This is a genomic window from Nitrosomonas sp. Nm84 (genome assembly GCF_003201565.1).
Lineage (GTDB): Bacteria > Pseudomonadota > Gammaproteobacteria > Burkholderiales > Nitrosomonadaceae > Nitrosomonas.
In genome coordinates this window covers 57,263-79,187 of record NZ_QJJP01000001.1, presented here as the reverse complement: position 1 = coordinate 79,187, position 21,925 = coordinate 57,263, and the positions used below count along the sequence as shown (strand labels likewise).

Sequence of the window (21,925 nt, the reverse complement as noted above, 5' to 3'; positions counted from 1 at the left end):
AAGTGTAGGCTGGATTTTGCCACGATGCTTTATTTTTCCTCTTTTTCTTCTTCCGCCTTGAGCGCCTGTACTTGTTTCAAGCGTGCTTCCACGCTCGATAACTGATAAAAATTCCCATTGCTGCTTTTCAGTGCGGTTTGCAACTGATCGATAGCGCCTGCGTAGTGTCCTTTCAACATGTATGACTCGGCCAGTGCGCGGTGCTTGAGCATTCTATCACCTAATAAGGCATAGCATTGGGCCTGTAGGTTAAACAATTGAACATCATTTTGAATGAGTTGCAATTGCTTGTTGATAAATTCCAGCGCTATTTCAGTTTGCTTGTTTTGGATTAAAGCCTGGGCATAGCCATGCATCAACGCACGGTGCTGCGGATAGACCTTTAATGCATTTTCATACGTGTTGAACGCCTCGGTGATCCGCCCATTTGCCAGTTTCACACTGGCCGAGAGTGTTTCAATCATGGCGCCGGCGATAATGTTTTTATATTCGACACGTACGGTTTTCCCTAACACATGGTCGGTCAGAATAGGTGCGGAAGGACTGATCTGCAGCAACTGATACAAATGAGCCAATTCGATGTCGGCTTGTTTGTTTTTTTTGTCGCGCAATAGTGCATGGATATAGCCATAGCGTTCAACCACTTCATTGCTATAACGTTTCTCATCCAAGCGTGTTTTGAATTGCACGACTGCATCATGCGGCTTTCCTTGTAGGGCGCGCAATTTGGCACGTACCAGTAAAAAATCGATGCTATCCGGAACCTGGCGGTACGACATTTCGCGGGTGCGGTTCTGGATGTCGGCGATACGTTCATAAGTAATCGGGTGAGTGCGCAGATAGGACGGTGCGCCGTTTTCATGAAAGCGCCCGGCACGTTGCAAGCGTTCAAAAAAAGCGGACATGCCTTGCGGATCAAATCCGGCGTCCAACAAGATATTCAGACCGATACGGTCGGCTTCCCTTTCATGTTTGCGGGTAAAGTCCAGTTTTGATTGAATCATACTGGCCTGGGAAGCAACGAGTACCGCTTGGCTGGCTTGCGAATTGGCGCGCGACGCAATAATGGCCACTGCCAATGCGGCGATTGATTTAATCCAGTCATATTTTTGGGAAGCGATCATGCGCGCCAGGTGTTTCTGTGTCACATGCGCGATTTCGTGCGACATCACCGCAGCCAGTTCGGATTCGCTTTGTGCGGCGACAATGAGCCCGCTATTGAATCCCATGAACCCGCCCGGCAAAGCGAATGCATTGATGGACGAATCCTGTACGGCAAAAAATTCAAATGACTGACCGATACTGGCTTCATCGGAATTGGCAATCAACTTATGCCCGAGATTGCTCAGATAAATTGCTATCTCAGGATCGTCCAAATAACTAGGGTCGGCACGAATCTGGCGCATGATCTGCAGCCCGATTTGGCGCTCCTGATGCGGCGTTATGGTCGCTTGCGACACGTCACCCAGATCGGGTAACTCATGTGCGAAACTGCTTGCCGGAAACAGGAGCGATAACGCAATGATCAGGCAGATTAATTTCATGACTAAAGCTAGTAGCAAAATTTTTATCGAAACCGGTGATTTCCAAATTGGATTGACTGATTAAGCGATGGTTTCTTGTGAATTGTAATTCTTTATGTCTGATTATATAAATTGATAAGGTGTCCATGCATGGCATAGCTCTAATTCTAGAATTATATTTTATTTTCTTATGCTTAAATGCACGCTCTTATTTGAGTGCCAGATCAGTTTGACAAAAAAGAGGAGAAGCATATGAAACGAATATTTTTTATTGCTGGACTAATCACGGCATTCGTATTGCCGATCAATAATGCTTTCTCAGCCGCCATTACATTCACTTACGCAGACCATGGATCAGGAAATCTCGATGGCACCTTGTTTTTTGATGCAGATTTTACGATTGCCGCTTCCATTAACATTTCAGATGTTGGTAATCTCACGTTTACAACGCCTACTCGATTCTTCGTAAATAATACCGTAAATACCGTTGGTTTTTCCCATGGCGGTATCTAACTTTCAATGATGATGCAAATGTAAGCGCAACATTTCAAGCGGTAGTAAGTGCGATACCAGAACCTGAAGTCTATGCAATGCTGATCTCTGGCTTAGTGCTTGTAGGATTTGCGATTCACCACACAAAGAAATGTAATTGCTAATGTTTAAGAACTACACTTTTAACTTGCGATTTCCTGTGATTTTGCCGCGGGGCTAGGTGCAGGGTGCGCGGAGCAAATTTATTCAGCTAGTAAAGTAGACCAGCCCTGATAATTGGATGTAATGGGGTAAAACCACGCGGTGCCGAAATCGCAGTGCGTGATGCGAATTCCCGGCGGTGCTTGGCGGCGTTTATATTCATTCTGATGAATCAATTGAATGATTCTGTTGACGTCTGCGGCGTTGTAATTCAAGGCGATAATTTCAGCCGGTGAAAAGTCCTTTTCGACGTAGGCTTCGATAATCGCGTCCAGAACTTCGTAGGGCGGCAAAGTATCCTGGTCCGTTTGATTGTGCCGCAGTTCAGCGGAAGGCTGGCGATGGATGATGCGCTCGGGAATGATCGGGCTGATTTGATTGCGGTATTCACACAATTGATACACCATGGTTTTACTGACATCCTTCAGTACCGCAAAGCCGCCTGCCATATCGCCGTATAGCGTGCAATAGCCGACTGCCACCTCGGATTTGTTGCCGGTAGTCAGCACGATCGAACCCGAATGATTGGAGAGCGCCATTAATAATGTGCCGCGTATGCGTGCTTGTAAATTCTCCGGCATGGTGTTTGCCCCAGTGGGGTCAGGAAGAATTTGGAAATCATGTTCGATTTTTGCCAGAAATTGATCAAACAGGGGTTGGATACTGCACTCGTAATGTTTGACACTCAATAATTCAGCCATTGTATTGGCATCTTCCAGGCTGATGTCGGCGGTATATTGCGAAGGCAGCATGACGGTTTTAACCTTGTCCGCCCCGAGTGCGTCGACGGCAATTGCCAGGGTCAATGCCGAATCAACACCGCCGGAAAGCCCCAGCAGTACGCCAGGGAAGCCATTTTTATCGATATAGTCTTTAACGCCCAAGCATAATGCCTGATAGACGCTGGCGACCGGAGATTGCGGTGCGACTAGCTTGCCTCTGATTGGTTGTCTGTCGTGAATATCGACTAATTCAATGGTTTCAACAAATTCATCCAGTTGGTGTGTGAGCTCCCCATGCCGATTCATCGCAAAAGAAGCGCCATCAAAAACCAATTCATCCTGTCCGCCCACCAGATTAGTGTGGATAACGGAGATGCCGGTGCGCTTAATAAATTCGTGTGTGGCTTGATAACGAGAGACTTGCTTATTGATATGATATGCCGAAGCGTTCAGCACTAATAAAATATCTGGATTGGAGTAATCCTCTGCGGTGCATAAATGACCTAGCCAAAAGTCAGTGCAGATCTGTATGCCGAATTGAATGCCGGCCAATTCAAATACGCAAGGCTCAGAACCGCTGTCGAAATAGTAGGCTTCATTAAAGAAGGGCGATTTGCTGAGAACTCTTTTGTGATAGGCATGGATGATTTCACCGTTGCGAATCACCGATGCGGTGTTATACAGTTTGCCGTCCTGGAATCTTGGATGACCCACGATCAGTGTGATGCCGTCAATCGCTTTTACCAGCGCTGTCAGCGCATCATTGCACGATTGACAGAAAGTTTCGCGCAATAATAAATCAACAGGAGGATATCCAGAGAGCGCCAGCTCCGGGGTTATGAGCAACTGGGCGCCAGCCCGTTTCGCTTGCTCGACAGCTTCCAGTATCTTTGCAGTGTTCCCTGCAATATTACCCACGGTGCAATTAATCTGAGCAATCGCAATGCGCATGATGTGTCGAACGTATGGGTGCTGTTTTCAGCTAAAAAGGAAGTTGCGCACCTGGTTTGGCCTGCAGGATGTTGTGACGGAAATCTTCCTGAATGCGCTTTAAGGCCGATTCGTTATCGGCCTCAAAGCGTAATACGATGACCGGTGTAGTATTCGATGCGCGTGCCAAACCGAATCCGTCATTGTATTCAACGCGCAAGCCATCGATGGTGACGACTTGTTGTGCATTGTTAAAAACCGCATTTTGTTGTAATTGTGCGATCAGTGCGTGATTTTCTCCTTCAGCCGTGCGCACCTGTAATTCCGGGGTGTTGAGACTGTCAGGGAGACTATTGAGCGTGGCATTGATATCTGCTACGCGAGTCAGCAGCTCCAGTAGCCGCGCACCGGCGTACAGGCCGTCATCAAAGCCATACCAGCGTTCCTTGAAAAACAAGTGTCCGCTCATTTCACCGGCTAACAAGGCTTTCTCCTCGATAAGCTTGGCTTTGATGAAAGAGTGACCGGTCTTCCACATGATCGGTGTGCCGCCATGCTGACTGATCCACGGCGCCAGATTGCGGGTGCATTTCACGTCGAAGATAACTTTGCCACCGGGATTGCGCGATAGCACGTCGGCTGCAAATAGCATCAATTGACGGTCAGCGTTAATAATGTTGCCGTCTTTGGTTACAATGCCGAGTCGATCGCCATCGCCATCAAAAGCGAGCCCAATTTCTGCATCAGTCGTTTTCAGTGCTTGAATCACATCGCGCAGATTATCCGGTACTGATGGATCGGGATGGTGGTTGGGAAAAGTACCATCCACATCGCAGAATAGCTCGGTCACTTCACAGCCCAAGCCACGGTAGAGCGCCGGTGCAAATGCGCCAGCCACGCCATTACCGCAATCAACCACAATTTTGATCGGGCGGGTGAGTTTGATGTCGTTGGTGATGCGCTCCAGATACGCATTGACGATGTTATGTTCGGAATAATTGCCTGTGCCGTCAGTGAGATCGTTATTTTCTATGCGTAAACGCAGAGCCTGAATAGTCTCTGCCGCCAGGGTTTGACCACCCAGTACAATTTTGAAGCCATTATATTCAGGTGGATTATGGCTGCCGGTGACCATCACACCGGAATACTGACATAATTCATGCGCCGCATAATAGAGCATGGGTGTCGCCACCATGCCGACATCTATTACATCGACGCCACTTTTTTGGATACCGCGCGCCAGCGCCTGGGATAGTTCGGTTCCCGATAATCTGCCGTCACGGCCGATGGCTATGGATGTCAGTTTTCGGGCGCGTGCCTCGGAACCAATGGCGTGTCCAATTTTTTCAACATTTTCAGCGGTGATCGTTTTGCCAACAATGCCACGAATATCATAAGCCTTAAAGATTTCATGAGGGATTACACGCATAATTTAATTGCTATAAAGTAGGAAATCATTGATAAAAAATAACGGGTAATCGAATTCATCGACGTAGTGCGTGTTTTCTCGGGAAAGTAATTGATATCTCAGTGATCCCAATGCTCTGGGATAGCACCGCCTTTGAGGGTGTAGTGTGTACCACAATAAGGACATAAGATTTCACCAGTTTCTTCTATCGGAAGAAAAACCCGCGGATGCGAATTCCACAATATCATGGATGGCATAGGACAATGCAATGGTAAGTCGTCGGTTGTTATTTCGATTTCACGTGCTTTGTTATCTACTTGTTGATTCATAAAAACTAACTCCAATATAACTTATTAAACCAAAGTAAGCCAATTCGCATGATTTTTAGCTCGACCTTTCACACAATCAAAGAACATGGTTTGTATTTGCGCGGTAATAGGCCCACGTTTACCGGGTCCTATGATACGGTTATCCAATTCGCGGATTGGCGTCACTTCAGCAGCGGTGCCCGTGAAGAAGGCCTCGTCAGCACAATAAATTTCATCACGGGTAATGCGTTTCTCGATGACTGGAATGCCGATTTCCGCAGCTAATTCAATCACCGAGGCGCGGGTGATTCCTTCCAGACATGACGTCAAATCAGGGGTAAATATTTTTCCTTGCTTAACAATAAAAATATTTTCTCCGGATCCTTCCGCCACATAGCCTTCGACATCCAATAGTAGCGCTTCATCATATCCATTCAATGCAACTTCTTGATTGGCCAGAATGGAATTGGCATAAGTGGTGACTGATTTTGCGCGGCACATATTGATATTGACATGGTGGCGGGTGAACGATGCAGTTTTGACGCGAATACCGTTCTCGAGGGCTTCAGGGCCCAGGTACGTACCCCATGGCCAAGCGGCGATGGCAACATGCGTGGACAGTGTTTTAGCGGAGAGTCCCATGGCTTCAGCACCATAAAAAGCGATCGGACGGATATAGCCGGATGATAATTTATTTTGCTTGACGACATCACACTGCGCTTGCATCAAGGTGGCCTTGTCGTAAGGCATTTTCATCATGAAGATATGCGCCGAGTTAAATAGGCGATCGGTATGTTCTTGCAAACGAAATATTGCAGGCCCTTGTGCAGTTTCATAAGCACGTAGTCCTTCAAACACACCCAAACCATAATGCAGGGTATGGGTTAACACATGTGTATTGGCATCCCGCCACGGAACCATCTTCCCGTCATACCAGATTACACCATCACGGTCAGCCATTGACATTCAGGAACTCCCGATAAAATTCTAAAGCGTATATTCTAACTTATTTTTAAGGTGACGTTGAATCATGGCAGCATAATCATCACCAGTTTGTTGCGCAGCCAGCTACAAAAGAATCGCTCTCAATGCCTTCTGATGCGGTTGATCGGCACAGGTCGCGGCTTGTGTTGCCAAAAAGACTAATTGCATTTGTTATGGACATCGGGCCGAACGCTTGAAGATCATCCCCGATACTTGTCAGGTTGCCATCAGTTTATTCGAGTATAGGTGGTATGCCAGTTACTGAAGCGGTTGGGTAATTCGCGTCATTTACAGCCATGTTCGGTAACATACAGAATGGCATTGAGAATTTGTGGATTGGAATGACTGATATTGCCGCGCTGGCGCGGCACAGGTTTGTACAAGGCAAATTTTATGTCAAAAATATACCAAACTTGCTGTACCACTTAACACGACGAGCTTATAAGAATCTAATTGACCATAGTTCAGACTGCTAGGGGTAATGGCCTTATGCCTGGTGATAATACTTTCTGTCTTGATATTTGCTTCCATTGTCGAATCGAGATTAATCTGTGGAATAAGGATTGTAAAAGTGGTTGATCCTGAATTAACAGTTGTTCGGATTGTTACGCTAACCAGAGTGCCAAGTTCCGTTCCAACCTTTCTGATCTCATCACCTCTGAAAGACTTGGTCGTAATTCCGTCATCATAATTAAGCTGGGGTTTTCCATCAAAACTTGTTGTCGAGTAGGTTATTCGCAGATCGTTACCCTGCAGAATGTATAGATTTGGCGATTGGGGCGTGAGAGAAACGGCTAAAGCCAACGATGTAGTCGCCAGAAAAAATGAAGTAATTAAGATCAAACCTTTGAATGTGGAATTAGCCATACTGCTTCTCCTTCGTTGTAATAAAAGTAAATCAGTCATCCATACATTTTATTTTTGAATAGACTATTGGGAGCCCTATTAAAAATATAATTAAAAGGTATAAATGGTTCCAAGAAAGATCACAGTTTAACCACATTAAAAAGAACGCAAGGATTGAATATAAATAAGAAAGGGGTTCAATTCGCTATTCGCAATAGTAGGCTAAGAATGATGGAGATACCCGTCCACAGAATCGGATCTAGCTCAGTATAGGGTGGCTTCCCTATGCAATATTTTATTCCGTCCGGAAACTCCAATCAGCAGCAAAAACCCTGATTAATTCGACGGTTCAATAACCTGTTAAAGAGCTATTGTTGCGGAATTATCTCAATATTGAACCCCCAAGGCATGGTGGAGAATTATTGGACATCCCGTTTTCTTCAAACCATTCTTCCATAGTCATTGTGCGCAGAACGAGGGCATGGATAGAATGAGTAAGCTCATCAGTCAGAATAGTGTTAATCATCCGATGACGAGCTAAAAGCATTTTTCCATTAAATTTCTCAGAAACGATAGTCACCTTGAAATGAGTTTCTGACCCCTTCGGCACATTGTGCATGTGACTTTCATTGGTTACTTCCATGAACTGTGGTTGCAATGCTTGAAGCTTGGTTTCGATAGAATTTTTTATATGCATAATAAGATTACTTTAATATCGTTTCATTGTTTCTTTTGCAAGAATCCATGTAGCCTATGCTAGCATATCCGATTTCGATTCACCTGTCCTAAAGCTATCTCCGCCATCTCAATCTTAGCTGTGCTAATTGACAATTATTTAGCTATAGAGTAGACAGAAGGTAACGAATTTTTTCGTTACGGTCTCTTCGATCGCGTTCAAAGAATGTCAATGGATCAACGGATTTTAATCAGCACATATTTGGTTCTAGCCAAAGGAGATCTTATGAAAACGCAATTTTGGATTACAACGATATCGATCATCTTTTTGATAGCATTCGGTCCAGCGAATGCGAGTGAAAAAAAAGTCAGTCAACATCAGGTGCCCAAAGCAGTACTCGAAGCTTTTGAAAAAGCTTATCCAAATGCCAAAGAAGTGGAATTCGAAAAGGGGATGATCGAAGGTAAAGCCATTTATGAAGTGGAATACAAGGAAAACGGCAGAGAATATGAGATTACGTATGACTCCGCTGGAGTGATTCTACAAATTGAAGAAACTCTCGACGTCAAGACACTGCCAGAACCAATAATTCAGGCCATTACCAAGGCATATCCGCAAGCGACCATTGAAGATGCAGAAAGAGTGATAAAACCAGATGGAACGGTTACTGTTTATGAGGTAGAAATCAAGACGGAAGGAAAAAAACTCGAACTTGAATTGGATGCTAATGGAAAAATCTTGAAAATCGAGCAGGATTAAGGCCAATAGTGTTTTATTGGGTTTCTTTTTGCAATATAGTATTTCGGGCAACAGATAATGTATCCGGATAGTCCTTACTGTAATGTAATCCTCGACTTTCATGACGCAACATTGCGCTTCTCACGATTAAGTCGGCGCTATCAACGAGATTGCGCAATTCTAATAAGTCGCTGGTAACCCGAAAGTTTGTATAGTACTCATTGATTTCTTCGCGTAAGAGTTCAATTCTGCGTTGAGCACGTTGTAATCGTTTTGTTGTGCGTACAATGCCGACATAACTCCACATGAAACGACGCAATTCATCCCAATTGTGCGCAATGACAATTTCTTCATCGGCATCGATAACACGGCTTTCATCCCAATCAGGTAGTTTGGGTAATGGATTAACGGGCTGATTGGCAATGTCGTTCCCTGCAGCTTGGGCCAGCACTAAGCATTCCAATAAAGAGTTGCTTGCTAATCGATTGGCACCATGTAGTCCGGTGTGTGCGGTTTCTCCAATGGCATAGAGATTATCTAGGTCAGTTTTGCCATTTTTATCAGTAACAACGCCACCGCAAGTGTAATGTGCAGCTGGTACGACAGGAATCGATTCTTTAGTTATATCAATACCTAATTCTAAGCATCGAGCGTGTATAGTGGGAAAGTGCTGCTTTAGAAAGCTGGCTGGTTTATGCGATATATCCAGATAAACACAATCTAGTCCTCTTTTTTTCATTTCAAAATCGATGGCGCGAGCAACAATGTCACGGGGTGCGAGCTCGGCACGTTGATCATGCCACGGCATGAAGCGCTCGCCATTGGGAAGTTTTAATAACCCACCTTCACCACGAACAGCTTCACTGATTAAAAATGATTTCGCATGAGGATGATAAAGACAGGTTGGATGAAATTGGATAAATTCCATGTTGGCGATACGGCAACCTGCTCGCCAACCCATCGCAATGCCGTCGCCCGTGGCGGTGTCCGGATTGGTGGTGTAGAGATACACTTTGCTGGCGCCGCCTGTTGCCAGTATGGTATTTTGTGCAGTGAATGTATATACGCTACCTTTCCGCTTATCGAGTATATAAGCACCAAAGCATCGCCTATGCTGTGAGTCTGTATGACCTGATAGTTTGTCGTTGGTAATCAGATCGATAGCGATATGATGTTCCAATACACAGATATTCGAGTGAGCTCTGATTTTTTCGGTGAGCGCTTGTTGAACAGCTTTGCCCGTTGCATCACCGCTATGAATAATCCGTCGCAAGCTATGGCCACCTTCTTTAGTGAGGTGATATCCCGTTTCACTGGTTTTATCGCTGGTAAAAACAACACCTTGATTGATTAGCCAATGTATTGCCTCAGATGCATTCTCGGCAATATATTGAGTAACTTCCTCATCACATAAACCAGCTCCGGCTATCAACGTATCCTGAACATGCTTTGATGGTGAATCATCAGTTGATAACGCTGCTGCAATACCACCTTGTGCCCATGAGCTGGCACCTGAATCAGCCGTTTGTTTGGTTACTATGCAGACTTTTTTGTGTTGCGCTAAGTGGAGTGCAAGCGCGAATCCAGCTAACCCACTACCGATAATAAGTGTATCAAAATAATTGTTGGACATTAAACTGAATTCGACTCTCAATAATGGAAGCGTTGCGTATTCGTCCAATAATAGCAGACTCAATATGCTTCATGTCTTTATTCACAGATTTGTAAGATAAAACTGTATAGAGAGTGAGACGTGAACTAATTAGCGTGATTAATTGTCTCTACGATGAGCGATAGCGCGATTTTAATTATCTGGTTTCCGAGATTTGTTTGAATGGATATACTTATTCTGTTGTGTAATTGTGCTACATTTAGCAGGACAAGAATAAAATTACAAATTCATTCAAAATGCTCAGGGATCAGGTAGTATGGGTGATCGGGAAGTCGATCAGCAATTAGTAGAACGGGTTCAAGGTGGGGATAAGCACGCATTCGATCTGCTAGTCGTCAAATATCAACGTAAGCTAGCTCGTTTATTATCACATTTTATACGTGATGCTGCTGAGGTTGAAGATGTGACACAAGAAGCTTTTATTAAAGCTTATAGAGCACTGCCTTTATTTCGCGGGGAGAGTGCTTTTTATACGTGGTTATATCGAATTGGCATTAATACTGCTAAGAATTTCTTGGTGTCTCAGGGACGTAAGGTACCGACACTGCAGGAATTTGATAACGAGGATGCCGAGAATTTCGAGGATAGCGGTATATTAAAGGAAATGAACACACCGGAGAGTGAACTGATGAGTAAGCAAATCGCTCAAACGGTTAATCAAACGTTGGATTCATTGCCTGAGGAATTACGTACTGCAATTGTTTTAAGAGAGATCGATGGATTAAGTTATGAAGAAATTGCAAATATTATGAGTTGTCCGATAGGTACTGTACGTTCGCGCATCTTTCGCGCACGTGAAGCAATATCTGAACAATTGCGCCCTTTATTAGGAACCAGTAAAGACAAGAGGTGGTAATGTGAAAAGCAAAATATCAGCATTAATGGATGGTGAGCTTGGTGGACAAGATGCGTCAAATACGATCGCAGTACTTCGGGAAGATGATAATTTACGGGATAAATGGAAAACTTACCACTTGATTGGCGATACGCTGCGACAATCATCACGACTGTCAACAGATGTATCCTTCAACGTTAACCAGAAATTAAAAACCGAACCTACTGCGCTTTTTCCCAAAACATCGAATATACCCAAGCAACAAAAATACAAAGTGTTTGCTTTTTCCATGGCGGCTTCAGTGGTTGCGATGATTTCCGCATGGGCAATCATGTACAACGCTTCCTACGTGCCTCAGCAAGCGCTGATTGCAGAAAATCCAAACCATAATAGTAATCTGACTGCTGCGCCTGTAATGGTTTCATCGCCTGTCTTACTAAATAATTACCCTCCAATTGAGATTAACGAATACTTATTTGTGCATAGAGAATTTTCACCAGGGACAAATATGCGAGGGCAAGTTACTAATGTAAATAACGTCAATGAATATAGCGAAAGATATGGTAGATGATTAGCCGTAAAATAATCACGCTGTTTTTTTTGTTAACATTTGGTTTCTTCCATGCTGCGCTGGCGCAGAATTTACCTCATTCATCAGAAAGCGCGCTGGGATGGTTGAAAAAAATGGCCGATGCTCCGCGTCAGCATAATTACTCAGGAACGTTTGTTTATTTTGCTGATGGGCATATGGAGACATCACGTATAATCCATAAGACTGATCAAGCTGGGGAACGTGAAAAAATTGAAGCTTTAGATGGCGTTCCACGCATTGTTTTTCGCAATAATGATGAGATGAAATGCTACTTGCCTGATAGCAAGAATATTTATACTGAGAAGCGCTGGTTTCGTAAATTCTTTCCTAATCTTCTGCCGCAATCGTTTGATAGTATTGATGACAATTATTATGTCAAAGAAACCAAGCGTGAGCGTATATCTGATAATGAATCCCAGGTCTTATCCCTGACGCCAAGAGATTCTTTGCGGTACGGTCATCAATTCTGGATTGATACCAAATCAGGTTTGTTGCTAAAAGTTGCAGTAATGGATGGAAATAAAACGGTTGAGCAATTTGCATTTGTGCAATTGGAAGTTGACGGGGAAATTCATTCTGACTTGTTAAAGCCTGATCAGTCGATTCTCACACAGGAATGGAAAGTAACCGATTTGGTTACATCAATTCTAAAAGAAGGTGAATTAAAGTGGCAAGTTAAGAACTTGCCGACTGGCTTTAAGAAATTGGTTGAGATGAAGCGTAATTTGACTGAAAAACCCACATTGGTGGATCATATTGCGCTATCGGATGGGCTTGCAACGGTTTCTATTTTCATAGAGCCTATTATTAGGGATGCATCAGCACCAGTACCAGGTGTTTTTACAAGCCGCGGTGCAATTAATATTTATGTTCGTACGCTGGGTGATAATAAAATTACGACTGTTGGTGAAGTGCCTGTGGAAACGATAAAGCTAATAGGCGATTCTGTCTTTAGGCAAGATTGAGTATCAGTCGGTAGAAGCTTATTACACAATTAATCTGCGAATCAGAAAACTGAATAAAGCTAGCAATCTGATGTACACCTTATTTAAGGCGTGTAACGATAATGTGATAGTCTTAGTCGATTAAATTTAACCCTTCCGTTTTTCTTCAACGATATCTGCAATAATTAAACACATTTCCTGATTGATAAGAATATGAATAAAATGCTAATTATCTATACTGGTTACATGGCAAGAACAAGAATAATTTTTCGATTCATAGTGATCTCGCTGTTTTTATCACCATTTGCAGTTTTTGCACAAGCTAATGAGCTACCGGATTTTACCGGGCTTGTAGAAAAACATGGTGCTGCGGTAGTAAATATTAGTGCTGTGCAAACATCAAACACGCTCAATGGTCAGGTACTTCCAGAGATACCGGGTATTCCTGAAAACTCACCTTTTTATGATTTTTTTAAAAGACATATGCAACCATTTCCTGCACCGAGAAGATCTGAACCTAAGTCTTTAGGGTCTGGTTTTATCATTAGTTCGGATGGTTACATTTTGACCAATGCGCATGTTGTTGAGACAGCTGATGAAGTTACTGTGAAGCTTAACGATAAACGTGAATTTGTAGCGGAAATTATCGGTACTGATCGAAAAACAGATATTGCATTAATCAAAATAAATGCAACAGATTTGCCTAAAGTTACACAAGGAAATCCAGAGAATCTCAGAGTGGGCGAATGGGTTATTGCAATTGGATCGCCTTTCGGTTTTGAGCATAGTGTGACTGCAGGGATAGTCAGTGCTAAAGGCCGCTCCTTGGCACAAGAAAATTATGTGCCATTTATACAAACGGACGTAGCAATTAATCCAGGTAATTCAGGCGGACCTTTATTTAACATGAAGGGAGAAGTGGTTGGCATTAATTCTCAAATTTACAGCCGGACTGGTGGATTCATGGGATTGTCATTTGCCATACCGATCAATGTGGCAACTGAAATTGCAGATCAGTTAAAAGCCAGCGGTAAAATAAGCCGCGGCAGAATTGGCGTGATGATTCAGGAAGTCACCAAAGAGCTGGCGGAATCCTTCGGGTTGACGGACAGTAGTGGTGCGTTAGTCGTTTCAGTGGAAAAGGGTGGCCCTGCAGACACGGCAGGAATCAAGCCGCGGGATATCATTTTGAAGTTTGACGAGAAAAACGTTACGACATCTGCCGATTTGCCACGTATCGTTGGTAATACCAAACCAAATGCAAAAGTAACTATTCAGGTTTGGCGAGATGGTGCTTTAAAAACTGTCAATGTTGAGGTTGGGGAAACACCTTCCGATGAAGTGATAGAGAATCGCAAACTCAAGCAAGGAAAAAAACCGGATACTTCAAATCGTCTTGGATTAGCGTTAAGTGAGATTACCGCCGAACAGCGGAAACAATTGGAGATTGCTAATGGGTTATTGGTTGAAGACATGCAACCCGGTATTGCCAGTCGCTCAGGGATTCGAGTCGGGGATATTATTCTTGGGCTTAACAGCAAAGATGTTAAGAGTATTCAGCAATTTAATGAATTGCTTGGACAAGTTAAAAGTGGAAAGAATATCGCCTTGCTTGTTAAAAGAGGAGATATGAATACTTTTATTACGATGAAGCTTACCGATGATGACAAAAAAAATTGAGTCGGATTCGTGTGCCGCAAATCAAGCAAATACACTGATTGTATACGGCCGTGAAAGTTGTCATCTGTGTCAAGATATGATACTTGCGCTGCAAAATTTGCAAGCGCAAGTATCGTTTTATTTTCAAGTTGTTGATATTGATACTAATCCTGAATTGGTGGCACGGTATGGGGAGAAAATTCCAGTGCTGTTGTCATCGCTTACTAATCAAGAGATTTGTCATTATTTCCTGGATTTAGCAGCTTTAGATGATTATCTTAGTAAATTTCGTTAGAATGCTGCCTCTTTTAACTGTCCATCCACTATTTTAATTTCCGCACTAGCGCGACATTAATTTCCACATGACTGGAAACATATTTTATTTCTCATATCCTGATGCGGCATATTCGTAATTTTTCCATCATTGCACATATTGATCACGGTAAATCAACGCTGGCAGATCGTATTATCCATTTGTGCGGCGGCTTATCTGATCGTGAAATGGAAGAGCAAGTATTGGATTCCATGGACCTGGAGCGTGAAAGAGGCATTACCATCAAAGCCCAAACTGCGGCGTTGCACTATAAGGCAAGAAATGGTGAAACTTATTTATTGAATTTAATTGACACACCGGGACATGTCGATTTCTCTTATGAGGTGTCGCGTTCGCTGGCTGCATGCGAAGGTGCTCTCTTGGTTGTTGATGCATCGCAGGGAGTCGAAGCGCAAACCGTTGCCAACTGTTATACCGCAATTGAACAAGGCGTTGAAGTTATTCCGGTTTTAAACAAGATTGACTTGCCGGCTGCTGATCCCGAGCGTGTTATCAGCAATATTGAAGAAGTGATTGGAATCGATGCGCATGATGCGGTCAGAGTTAGTGCTAAAACCGGGCAAGGTGTTGAAGATGTTTTAGAGGCACTGATTGCAAGAATTCCTGAGCCGACAGGCAATCCGGATGCACCATTAAAGGCCTTAATCATTGACTCTTGGTTTGATAATTATGTGGGTGTCGTAATATTGGTAAGAGTCATGGATGGCATCATCAAACCTGGTGATAAAATTTTATTGATGGCCAGTCGGGCAGTACAGTTGTGTGAACAGGTGGGGGTATTTGTACCGAAATCAGCTTATCGTGACGCGCTCAGTGCAGGGGAAGTAGGATTTATCATTTCCGGCATTAAAGAGTTGGATGCGGCGAAAGTTGGCGATACGGTGACATTGGTTAATCATCCAGCGGAAAAGCCACTGCAGGGTTTTAAGGAGATAAAACCACAGGTATTTGCCGGTCTGTATCCGGTCGAATCCAATCAATACGACGCATTACGTTCAGCATTGGAAAAATTAAAATTGAACGATTCGTCACTGCATTTCGAGCCGGAAGTATCGCAAGCATTGGGTTTTGGATTCCGTTGCGGTTTTCTTGGGTTGCTGCATATGGATATTGTCCAAGAGCGACTAGAGAGAGAATACGATATGGATTTGATTACGACTGCACCGACAGTGGTTTATCAGATATTGATGCGCGATGGCACACTCATCGAAATTGAAAATCCATCAAAAATCCCTGATCTTTCTAAAATTGCAGAGATTCGTGAGCCTATTATTACTTCGACCATTTTGGTACCGGAAGAATATGTTGGTGCAGTGATTACATTGTGCGTGAGTAAGCGCGGTAATCAAACGAATATGCAATATCTGGGTAAGCAAGTCATGCTGACTTATGAGATGCCGCTGAACGAAGTCGTCATGGATTTTTTTGACCGATTGAAATCGACCAGTCGCGGTTATGCTTCATTGGATTATGAATTTAAAGAATTTCGTGCTTCTGATTTAGTGAAGCTGGATATATTGATTAATAGTGATAAAGTGGATGCTTTGTCATTGATTATCCATAGAAGCAGCAGTCAATATCGAGGGCGCGAATTAGTGCAGAAAATGCGTCAATTGATTCCTCGTCAGATGTTCGATATTGCCGTACAAGCAGCCATCGGAGCACATATCATTGCGCGTGAAACTGTTAAGGCATTACGCAAGAATGTGTTGGCAAAATGCTACGGTGGCGATATAACACGTAAACGAAAGTTGCTGGAGAAACAAAAAGCAGGTAAAAAGAGAATGAAGCGGGTTGGTAATGTAGAAATTCCGCAAGAAGCATTTCTGGCGATTTTGCAGGTTGACAATAAATAATGATGCGTAAAAATAAAATTCGTTCACCTAACCATAGATTGAGTCTGAGTGAATATAACAAAATACAAAATGGTTTTAATGTTGTATCAGCAAAGGGAATCGTATGAATTTCCCTTTGGTCTTATTTGTTTTGCTCGTAATTACCGGCAGTATTTGGTTGTTAGATACGCTGCTGTGGAAGAATAAGCGCACACCGGAAGACAATGAACCGTGGTGGATTGAGTATCCTAAAAGTTTTTTCCCGATTATCCTGATTGTTTTCAGTTTGCGCTCGTTTGTGATTGAGCCATTTAAAATACCATCCGGCTCAATGATACCCACATTGCTGGTTGGTGATTTTATCCTGGTGAACAAGTATACCTATGGTATCAGGCTCCCGGTAATCAACAAAAAAGTATTTGATATCAATGAACCAAAGCGCGGCGATGTGTTGGTATTTCGTTATCCGGAAGATCCATCGATTGATTACATCAAACGTGTCGTTGGGCTGCCGGGTGACACGATTACTTATCATAATAAGCAATTAATTATTAATGGTGAAACGATCAGAACAGAATATGAAGGTGATTACAAATATGTTGAGTCAGGATTTGGGTATATCTACTCCGATCGTTTTTCAGAATATTTAACTGACGAGAGTCATTCGATTCTTATCAATCAGGATGTGAAAGGCATACAATTTTCAAATGTCAGGCAATTCGAATTTAAGGAAAATTGTAAATACCGTAGCACCGGATTTACGTGTGAAGTGCCACCAGGCAATTATTTTACGCTGGGTGACAATCGTGACAGTAGTAGTGATAGCCGTTATTGGGGATTTGTTCCGGAAGAAAATATTGTAGGTAAGGCTTTTATGATTTGGTGGAATTTTGGAGATTTTGGTCGTATTGGATTAGCAATTAAATAACTATTCAAATTTCTCCTTGGAGGGACCATGCATTACACGGCAATACGGAAACAACAGGGCTTGAGTCTGTCTAGTTTGTTAATATGGTCAATCATCCTAGTGTTGATTGCAGTATTTGGAATGAAGCTTGTGCCAGCCTATATTGAGCATTCCGCAATTACAAAAAATTTAAAGGCTATTGCGAAGGAAGTTGAATTGCAGGCTGGTGATCCTAATCAAATAAGATTATCGTTTAGTAAGCGTGCGCAGATTGATAACATTAAATCGATTAGTGGGCAAGATATTAAGATCAATCGAGAAAACGGACGCGTTGTTTTGAGTGCCAAATATACCGTAAAAATACCGCTTATCTCCAATATATCGTTGAATATTGATTTTGAATCTATGAGCCATTAGTGCTCGGTAATATCATGCCAAATGGAGATATGCAAAGCTCAAGCAATAACGGATTGTTACTCGATACATTTTGTAAGCAGCTCAAATACTCCTTTACACGGCCAGAATTATTGCGGGAGGCGTTAACTCATCGGAGTCATAGCGCATCGCATAACGAGCGTCTTGAGTTTTTGGGCGACGCCATATTAAATTGCGCCATTGCTGGGTTGGTTTATAAATATTTTCCAGACTTACCTGAAGGACACTTATCCCGGCTTCGCGCCAATTTTGTTAATCAACAAGCATTATCAGATATAGCGCTTAGCTTGCAAATCGATAAAATCATTCGATTGGGCGAAGGAGAATTAAAAAGCGGCGGTTGTCATCGTCCATCTATTTTGGCCGATGCTTTCGAAGCCGTATTGGGGGCAATTTATTTAGATAGTGGTTATGCTCAAGTGGAAACTGTAATTGCATTGCTCTACTTGCCCAAGATGGAAAGTATAGACACTAAGAAGCAAGGGAAAGACCCTAAAACCTTGTTGCAGGAATTGCTGCAAAGCCAGAAGTTGGCGTTGCCGGAATATGCTGTGGTTACAACAACTGGGAAAGCGCACAAACAGAAATTTAAAGTGGAGTGTGTGTTGCCGACGTTTAATATTCGAACGTTAGGTGAAGGAACAAGCCGTCGCAATGCGGAGCAAGCAGCAGCAAAATTAGCCTATGAAGAAATCTACGTACCTCATTCAGTATAGAAAATTGGAAAATATGATCGGTGATAATGTTCTAATATTTGCGATTTATCAGAATGACCGTTGATGCCGGTTTTAGCACTGGCTATATTGCGATTATTGGTCGTCCAAATGTTGGTAAGTCAACATTACTGAATAAGCTACTTCAGCAGAAAATCAGTATCACATCCAGGAAAGCACAAACAACTCGTTTCCGCATCAACGGTATTTTAACCGACCAACAAACACAATTTGTCTTTGTTGATACGCCAGGTTTTCAAACGCAATATACCAACCGATTGAACACTGCAATGAACCGGGTGGTAACACAAAGTATTCAAGATGTGAATGTTGTTTTATTTGTTATTGAAGCAATGCGTTTTGATCAGCGCGACCTTGCCGCACTCAAAATTTTACCTCAAAATGTTCCGGTTATTTTGGTGATCAACAAAATTGATAAGCTGGACGATAAAAATCGCTTGCTTCCATTCTTAAACGATATGGCCAAAGTATTTCAATTTGCAGCCATGATACCGGTGAGCGCCGTTCATAAAATTCAATTACCGGAACTGCTAAATACAATCCGTACCTATTTGCCTGTTAATCAACTCTTGTATGATAAAAATGAGGTAACAGACCGTAGTGAGCGTTTCATCGCTAGTGAATTCATCCGGGAAAAGTTATTCCGCTTAATCGGTGATGAAATTCCCTATTCAACCAGTGTCGTGATCGATCAATTTAAGCTGGAAGGGCATTTACACAAAATTTATGCCACGATTCTTGTTGATAAAGCGAATCAGAAAGCGATTGTTATTGGGAAAAAGGGCGAAAAGCTTAAGCAAATAGCTAGCCAAGCACGCAAAGATATGGAATTGATGTTTGGAGGGAAAGTGTACCTTGAAGTCTGGGTAAAAGTTAAAAGCGGTTGGGCTGATGATGAAAGCGTATTAAGGAACCTTGGTTATGAATAATTACTTACACCGGTATCTCGGGGAATTTTGAATGATGATTGAACTGGGCGTCAATATTGATCATGTGGCAACATTACGGCAGGCGCGCGGCACCAGATATCCGGATCCAATCGAAGCAGCAATGATTGCTGAATCTGCTGGCGCTGATGCGATTACCCTGCATTTACGCGAGGATCGTCGCCATATTCAGGATCGCGATGTTGAAATTCTGCGAGACCGGTTAACGACCAGAATGAACCTGGAGAGTGCAGTAACGGATGAAATGGTTGGCATCGCACTCAGAATAAAACCCCATGATATTTGTCTGGTCCCCGAAAGGCGCGAAGAATTAACGACAGAAGGCGGGCTTGATGTCGTGAAGCATTTTGATCAAATCAAGCGTGTGTGCCAGAAGTTGGGAGAAGCCGGAATACGTGTTTCATTGTTTATCAATGCGGATTCGCTGCAAATCAATGCAGCATTTCGTGCAGGCGCACCTGTTATTGAGATCCATACCGGTAGTTATGCCGATGCGTCTACGCCTGAAGTACAAGAAAAACAATTCAATGAGGTACGAGAATCGGTTGCGTTGGGTATTGATTTGGGTTTAAAAGTAAATGCCGGGCATGGCTTGCATTATGAAAATGTTCAACCCATTGCTGCCATATCTGAAATTTCCGAACTCAATATCGGTCACGCCATTGTTGCCCGTGCCATTTTTGTTGGTTTTAAACAGGCCGTGCAGGAAATGAAGCAACTCATGCTCGAGGCGCGTAGATGATTTATGGTATCGGCACCGATATCGTGCAGTCAGCGCGTATCGCACAATCGCTGGAGCGTTTTGGAGATCGGTTTGCGCGGCGTATATTAACCGATAGCGAATGGTTAGAGTATCACGCAAGCAGCAAGCCAATTCTGTTTCTGGCCAGTCGCTTTGCAGCCAAAGAAGCGCTGTCTAAAGCAATGGGTACCGGTTTACGTCATCCGGTTAATTTGGCCTATATTACAATTACCAATGATCAGCTGGGAAAGCCATTTTTTCAATTCCATCCTGAACTCAACCAATTACTTAGCGACGAAGGTATCACGCAGCACCATCTTTCTATCAGCGATGAAATAAATATGGTTTGTGCCTTTGTTGTATTGGAGAAATAACCATGTCGCTTGGGCCAGTGATGCTCGATATCGCCAGCACGCAATTGACCGAAGACGATATAAGAAGGCTTTCACATCCGCTCACGGGCGGTGTCATACTGTTTGCCCGGAATTATTCCAATCATCGCCAGTTAACTGAATTGACGCAGCAGATTCATTCGTTACGCAATCCGCATTTGCTGATAGCAGTCGATCATGAAGGCGGTCGTGTTCAACGTTTCCAGAAAGATTTTACAAAATTGCCTGCCATGCATGCGTTGGGGGAAATCTGGGATAAACAGTCCATTCGTGCGCGTCATCTTGCTAAACAAGTTGGTTTTGTGCTGGCTGCAGAATTAAATGCTTGCGGTGTCGATTTCAGCTTTACACCGGTGTTGGATCTTGATCATGGACAAAGCTGTGTCATCGGCGATCGTGCATTCCATCGTGATCCTAATGTCGTCTCCGATCTGGCAAATAATCTGATGCTCGGTTTGAAAAAAGGCGGTATGCTGGCGATAGGGAAGCATTTTCCCGGTCACGGCTATATTCAAACCGATTCTCATCTGGAAAAATCAATTGATCGGCGTCGATACATTGATATCGAAATGAATGATCTGGTTCCGTTTCAGCACATGATTGATTCTGGATTAGCTGGAATAATGCCGGCACATGTGATCTATCCGGAAATTGATCCCAAGCCTGCCGGTTTTTCGACTGTCTGGTTGCAAAAAATACTGCGTACAGAACTGCAATTCGAGGGGTGTATTTTCAGCGATGATTTGAGTATGCGCGGTGCAGGTGATTATCTGGAATCCATGCTGCTGCGCGCACAAGCTGCACTTACCGCGGGCTGCGATATGATATTGGTTTGCAATAATTCCGCAGGTGCAGATGAAATCTTAACGGAATTACAATGGGAGATGCCAGCGACCAGCCTTTCTCGCTTGGCGCGGCTGCACGCTAGAAATAACTTTGGTTCAATGACAAAGCTGCGTGAGAATGGTGATTATGTGCAAGCTGTGCGAGAGATCAGTATCATTGGATGTGAAAGTGAAGAGTTACCATTACAGTAAATCTGCGATTTACCCAGCGAAAAGAATCATGA

General features: G+C 43.2%; 24 protein-coding genes. 16 read left to right on the top strand and 8 right to left on the bottom strand.

Translation table 11 applies throughout. The features are described from left to right. Positions 1–29: 29 nt before the first annotated feature. Positions 30–1,544 carry a M48 family metalloprotease gene (locus tag C8R34_RS00405; protein WP_110336735.1) on the bottom strand — a complete coding sequence of 505 codons (1,515 nt, stop codon included), beginning with the start codon at positions 1,542–1,544 and terminating at the stop codon, positions 30–32. A gap of 231 nt (positions 1,545–1,775) precedes the next feature. On the opposite strand from C8R34_RS00405, the gene C8R34_RS00400 reads away from it, so the two are divergent. Then, a complete protein-coding gene (locus C8R34_RS00400) occupies positions 1,776–2,036 on the top strand; it encodes a hypothetical protein (protein ID WP_110336733.1) in 261 nt (86 codons plus the stop codon). A 53-nt stretch (positions 2,037–2,089) separates the two neighbouring features. Continuing rightward, positions 2,090–2,179 carry a PEP-CTERM sorting domain-containing protein gene (locus C8R34_RS17320; protein WP_375342109.1) on the top strand — a complete coding sequence of 30 codons (90 nt, stop codon included), beginning with the start codon at positions 2,090–2,092 and terminating at the stop codon, positions 2,177–2,179. Between the two features lie 78 nt (positions 2,180–2,257). On the opposite strand, the gene C8R34_RS00395 is transcribed toward C8R34_RS17320, so the two are convergent. From C8R34_RS00395 to C8R34_RS00365, 6 genes are all read right to left on the bottom strand, one after another. Further along, positions 2,258–3,889, bottom strand: coding sequence for an NAD+ synthase (locus C8R34_RS00395; protein WP_110336731.1), 1,632 nt, complete (start codon positions 3,887–3,889; stop codon positions 2,258–2,260). Positions 3,890–3,920: 31 nt separating this feature from the next. After that, a complete protein-coding gene (locus C8R34_RS00390; RefSeq protein WP_110336729.1) occupies positions 3,921–5,297 on the bottom strand; it encodes a phosphomannomutase/phosphoglucomutase in 1,377 nt (458 codons plus the stop codon). A 98-nt stretch (positions 5,298–5,395) separates the two neighbouring features. After that, positions 5,396–5,605 carry a zinc-finger domain-containing protein gene (locus C8R34_RS00385; protein WP_110336727.1) on the bottom strand — a complete coding sequence of 70 codons (210 nt, stop codon included), beginning with the start codon at positions 5,603–5,605 and terminating at the stop codon, positions 5,396–5,398. 24 nt (positions 5,606–5,629) lie between these two features. Further along, positions 5,630–6,550 (bottom strand): branched-chain amino acid transaminase, encoded by a 921-nt coding sequence (locus C8R34_RS00380; protein WP_110336725.1) that lies wholly within the window; start codon positions 6,548–6,550, stop codon positions 5,630–5,632. 414 nt (positions 6,551–6,964) lie between these two features. Beyond that, a complete protein-coding gene (locus C8R34_RS00370; RefSeq protein ID WP_110336723.1) occupies positions 6,965–7,435 on the bottom strand; it encodes a hypothetical protein in 471 nt (156 codons plus the stop codon). 361 nt (positions 7,436–7,796) lie between these two features. Beyond that, positions 7,797–8,111, bottom strand: coding sequence for a BolA family transcriptional regulator (locus C8R34_RS00365; protein WP_110336721.1), 315 nt, complete (start codon positions 8,109–8,111; stop codon positions 7,797–7,799). 264 nt (positions 8,112–8,375) lie between these two features. Here C8R34_RS00365 and C8R34_RS00360 point away from each other — a divergent pair, with 264 nt between their 5' ends. Further along, entirely contained in the window at positions 8,376–8,849 is a 474-nt protein-coding gene (locus C8R34_RS00360) for a PepSY-like domain-containing protein (protein ID WP_110337128.1), read from the top strand. A 13-nt stretch (positions 8,850–8,862) separates the two neighbouring features. Here the strand turns inward: C8R34_RS00360 and nadB are convergent, their stop codons facing one another. Then, positions 8,863–10,461 (bottom strand): L-aspartate oxidase, encoded by a 1,599-nt coding sequence (gene nadB, locus C8R34_RS00355; protein ID WP_110336719.1) that lies wholly within the window; start codon positions 10,459–10,461, stop codon positions 8,863–8,865. A 295-nt stretch (positions 10,462–10,756) separates the two neighbouring features. On the opposite strand from nadB, the gene rpoE reads away from it, so the two are divergent. The 13 genes from rpoE (at position 10,757) to nagZ (ending at position 21,893) form a co-directional block, all read left to right on the top strand. Then, positions 10,757–11,356: an RNA polymerase sigma factor RpoE gene (gene rpoE, locus C8R34_RS00350; protein ID WP_110336717.1), complete on the top strand. Its 600-nt coding sequence runs from the start codon at positions 10,757–10,759 to the stop codon at positions 11,354–11,356. 1 nt (position 11,357) lies between these two features. Further along, on the top strand, positions 11,358–11,906 hold the full coding sequence (locus tag C8R34_RS00345) for a sigma-E factor negative regulatory protein (RefSeq protein WP_110336716.1): 549 nt from the start codon (positions 11,358–11,360) through the stop codon (positions 11,904–11,906). Positions 11,907–12,010: 104 nt separating this feature from the next. Continuing rightward, positions 12,011–12,892, top strand: coding sequence for a MucB/RseB C-terminal domain-containing protein (locus C8R34_RS00340; RefSeq protein WP_258364287.1), 882 nt, complete (start codon positions 12,011–12,013; stop codon positions 12,890–12,892). Positions 12,893–13,093: 201 nt separating this feature from the next. Further along, positions 13,094–14,551, top strand: a complete 1,458-nt coding sequence (locus tag C8R34_RS00335) for a DegQ family serine endoprotease (RefSeq protein ID WP_309146168.1) — start codon at positions 13,094–13,096, stop codon at positions 14,549–14,551. Further along, positions 14,532–14,825: a glutaredoxin family protein gene (locus C8R34_RS00330; RefSeq protein ID WP_309146165.1), complete on the top strand. Its 294-nt coding sequence runs from the start codon at positions 14,532–14,534 to the stop codon at positions 14,823–14,825. The genes C8R34_RS00335 and C8R34_RS00330 overlap by 20 nt, the downstream gene beginning before the upstream one ends. 98 nt (positions 14,826–14,923) lie before the next feature. Beyond that, the gene (lepA, locus tag C8R34_RS00325; RefSeq protein WP_181415467.1) at positions 14,924–16,720 is read left to right on the top strand and encodes a translation elongation factor 4; all 1,797 of its coding nucleotides are present in this window, start codon (positions 14,924–14,926) and stop codon (positions 16,718–16,720) included. A gap of 103 nt (positions 16,721–16,823) precedes the next feature. Then, positions 16,824–17,627: a signal peptidase I gene (lepB, locus tag C8R34_RS00320; protein WP_110336711.1), complete on the top strand. Its 804-nt coding sequence runs from the start codon at positions 16,824–16,826 to the stop codon at positions 17,625–17,627. Between the two features lie 27 nt (positions 17,628–17,654). Further along, positions 17,655–18,023, top strand: a complete 369-nt coding sequence (locus C8R34_RS00315) for a DUF4845 domain-containing protein (protein ID WP_110336709.1) — start codon at positions 17,655–17,657, stop codon at positions 18,021–18,023. A gap of 29 nt (positions 18,024–18,052) precedes the next feature. Then, positions 18,053–18,757: a ribonuclease III gene (rnc, locus tag C8R34_RS00310; RefSeq protein ID WP_110337122.1), complete on the top strand. Its 705-nt coding sequence runs from the start codon at positions 18,053–18,055 to the stop codon at positions 18,755–18,757. 53 nt (positions 18,758–18,810) lie between these two features. After that, positions 18,811–19,704, top strand: coding sequence for a GTPase Era (era, locus tag C8R34_RS00305; protein ID WP_110336707.1), 894 nt, complete (start codon positions 18,811–18,813; stop codon positions 19,702–19,704). A 34-nt stretch (positions 19,705–19,738) separates the two neighbouring features. Further along, positions 19,739–20,464, top strand: coding sequence for a pyridoxine 5'-phosphate synthase (pdxJ, locus tag C8R34_RS00300; protein WP_110337120.1), 726 nt, complete (start codon positions 19,739–19,741; stop codon positions 20,462–20,464). Next, complete coding sequence (gene acpS, locus C8R34_RS00295; RefSeq protein ID WP_110336705.1) at positions 20,461–20,838, top strand: holo-ACP synthase; 378 nt, start codon at positions 20,461–20,463, stop codon at positions 20,836–20,838. The genes pdxJ and acpS overlap by 4 nt, the downstream gene beginning before the upstream one ends. A 2-nt stretch (positions 20,839–20,840) precedes the next feature. Next, positions 20,841–21,893: a beta-N-acetylhexosaminidase gene (gene nagZ, locus C8R34_RS00290; protein ID WP_110336703.1), complete on the top strand. Its 1,053-nt coding sequence runs from the start codon at positions 20,841–20,843 to the stop codon at positions 21,891–21,893. Positions 21,894–21,925: the final 32 nt, after the last annotated feature.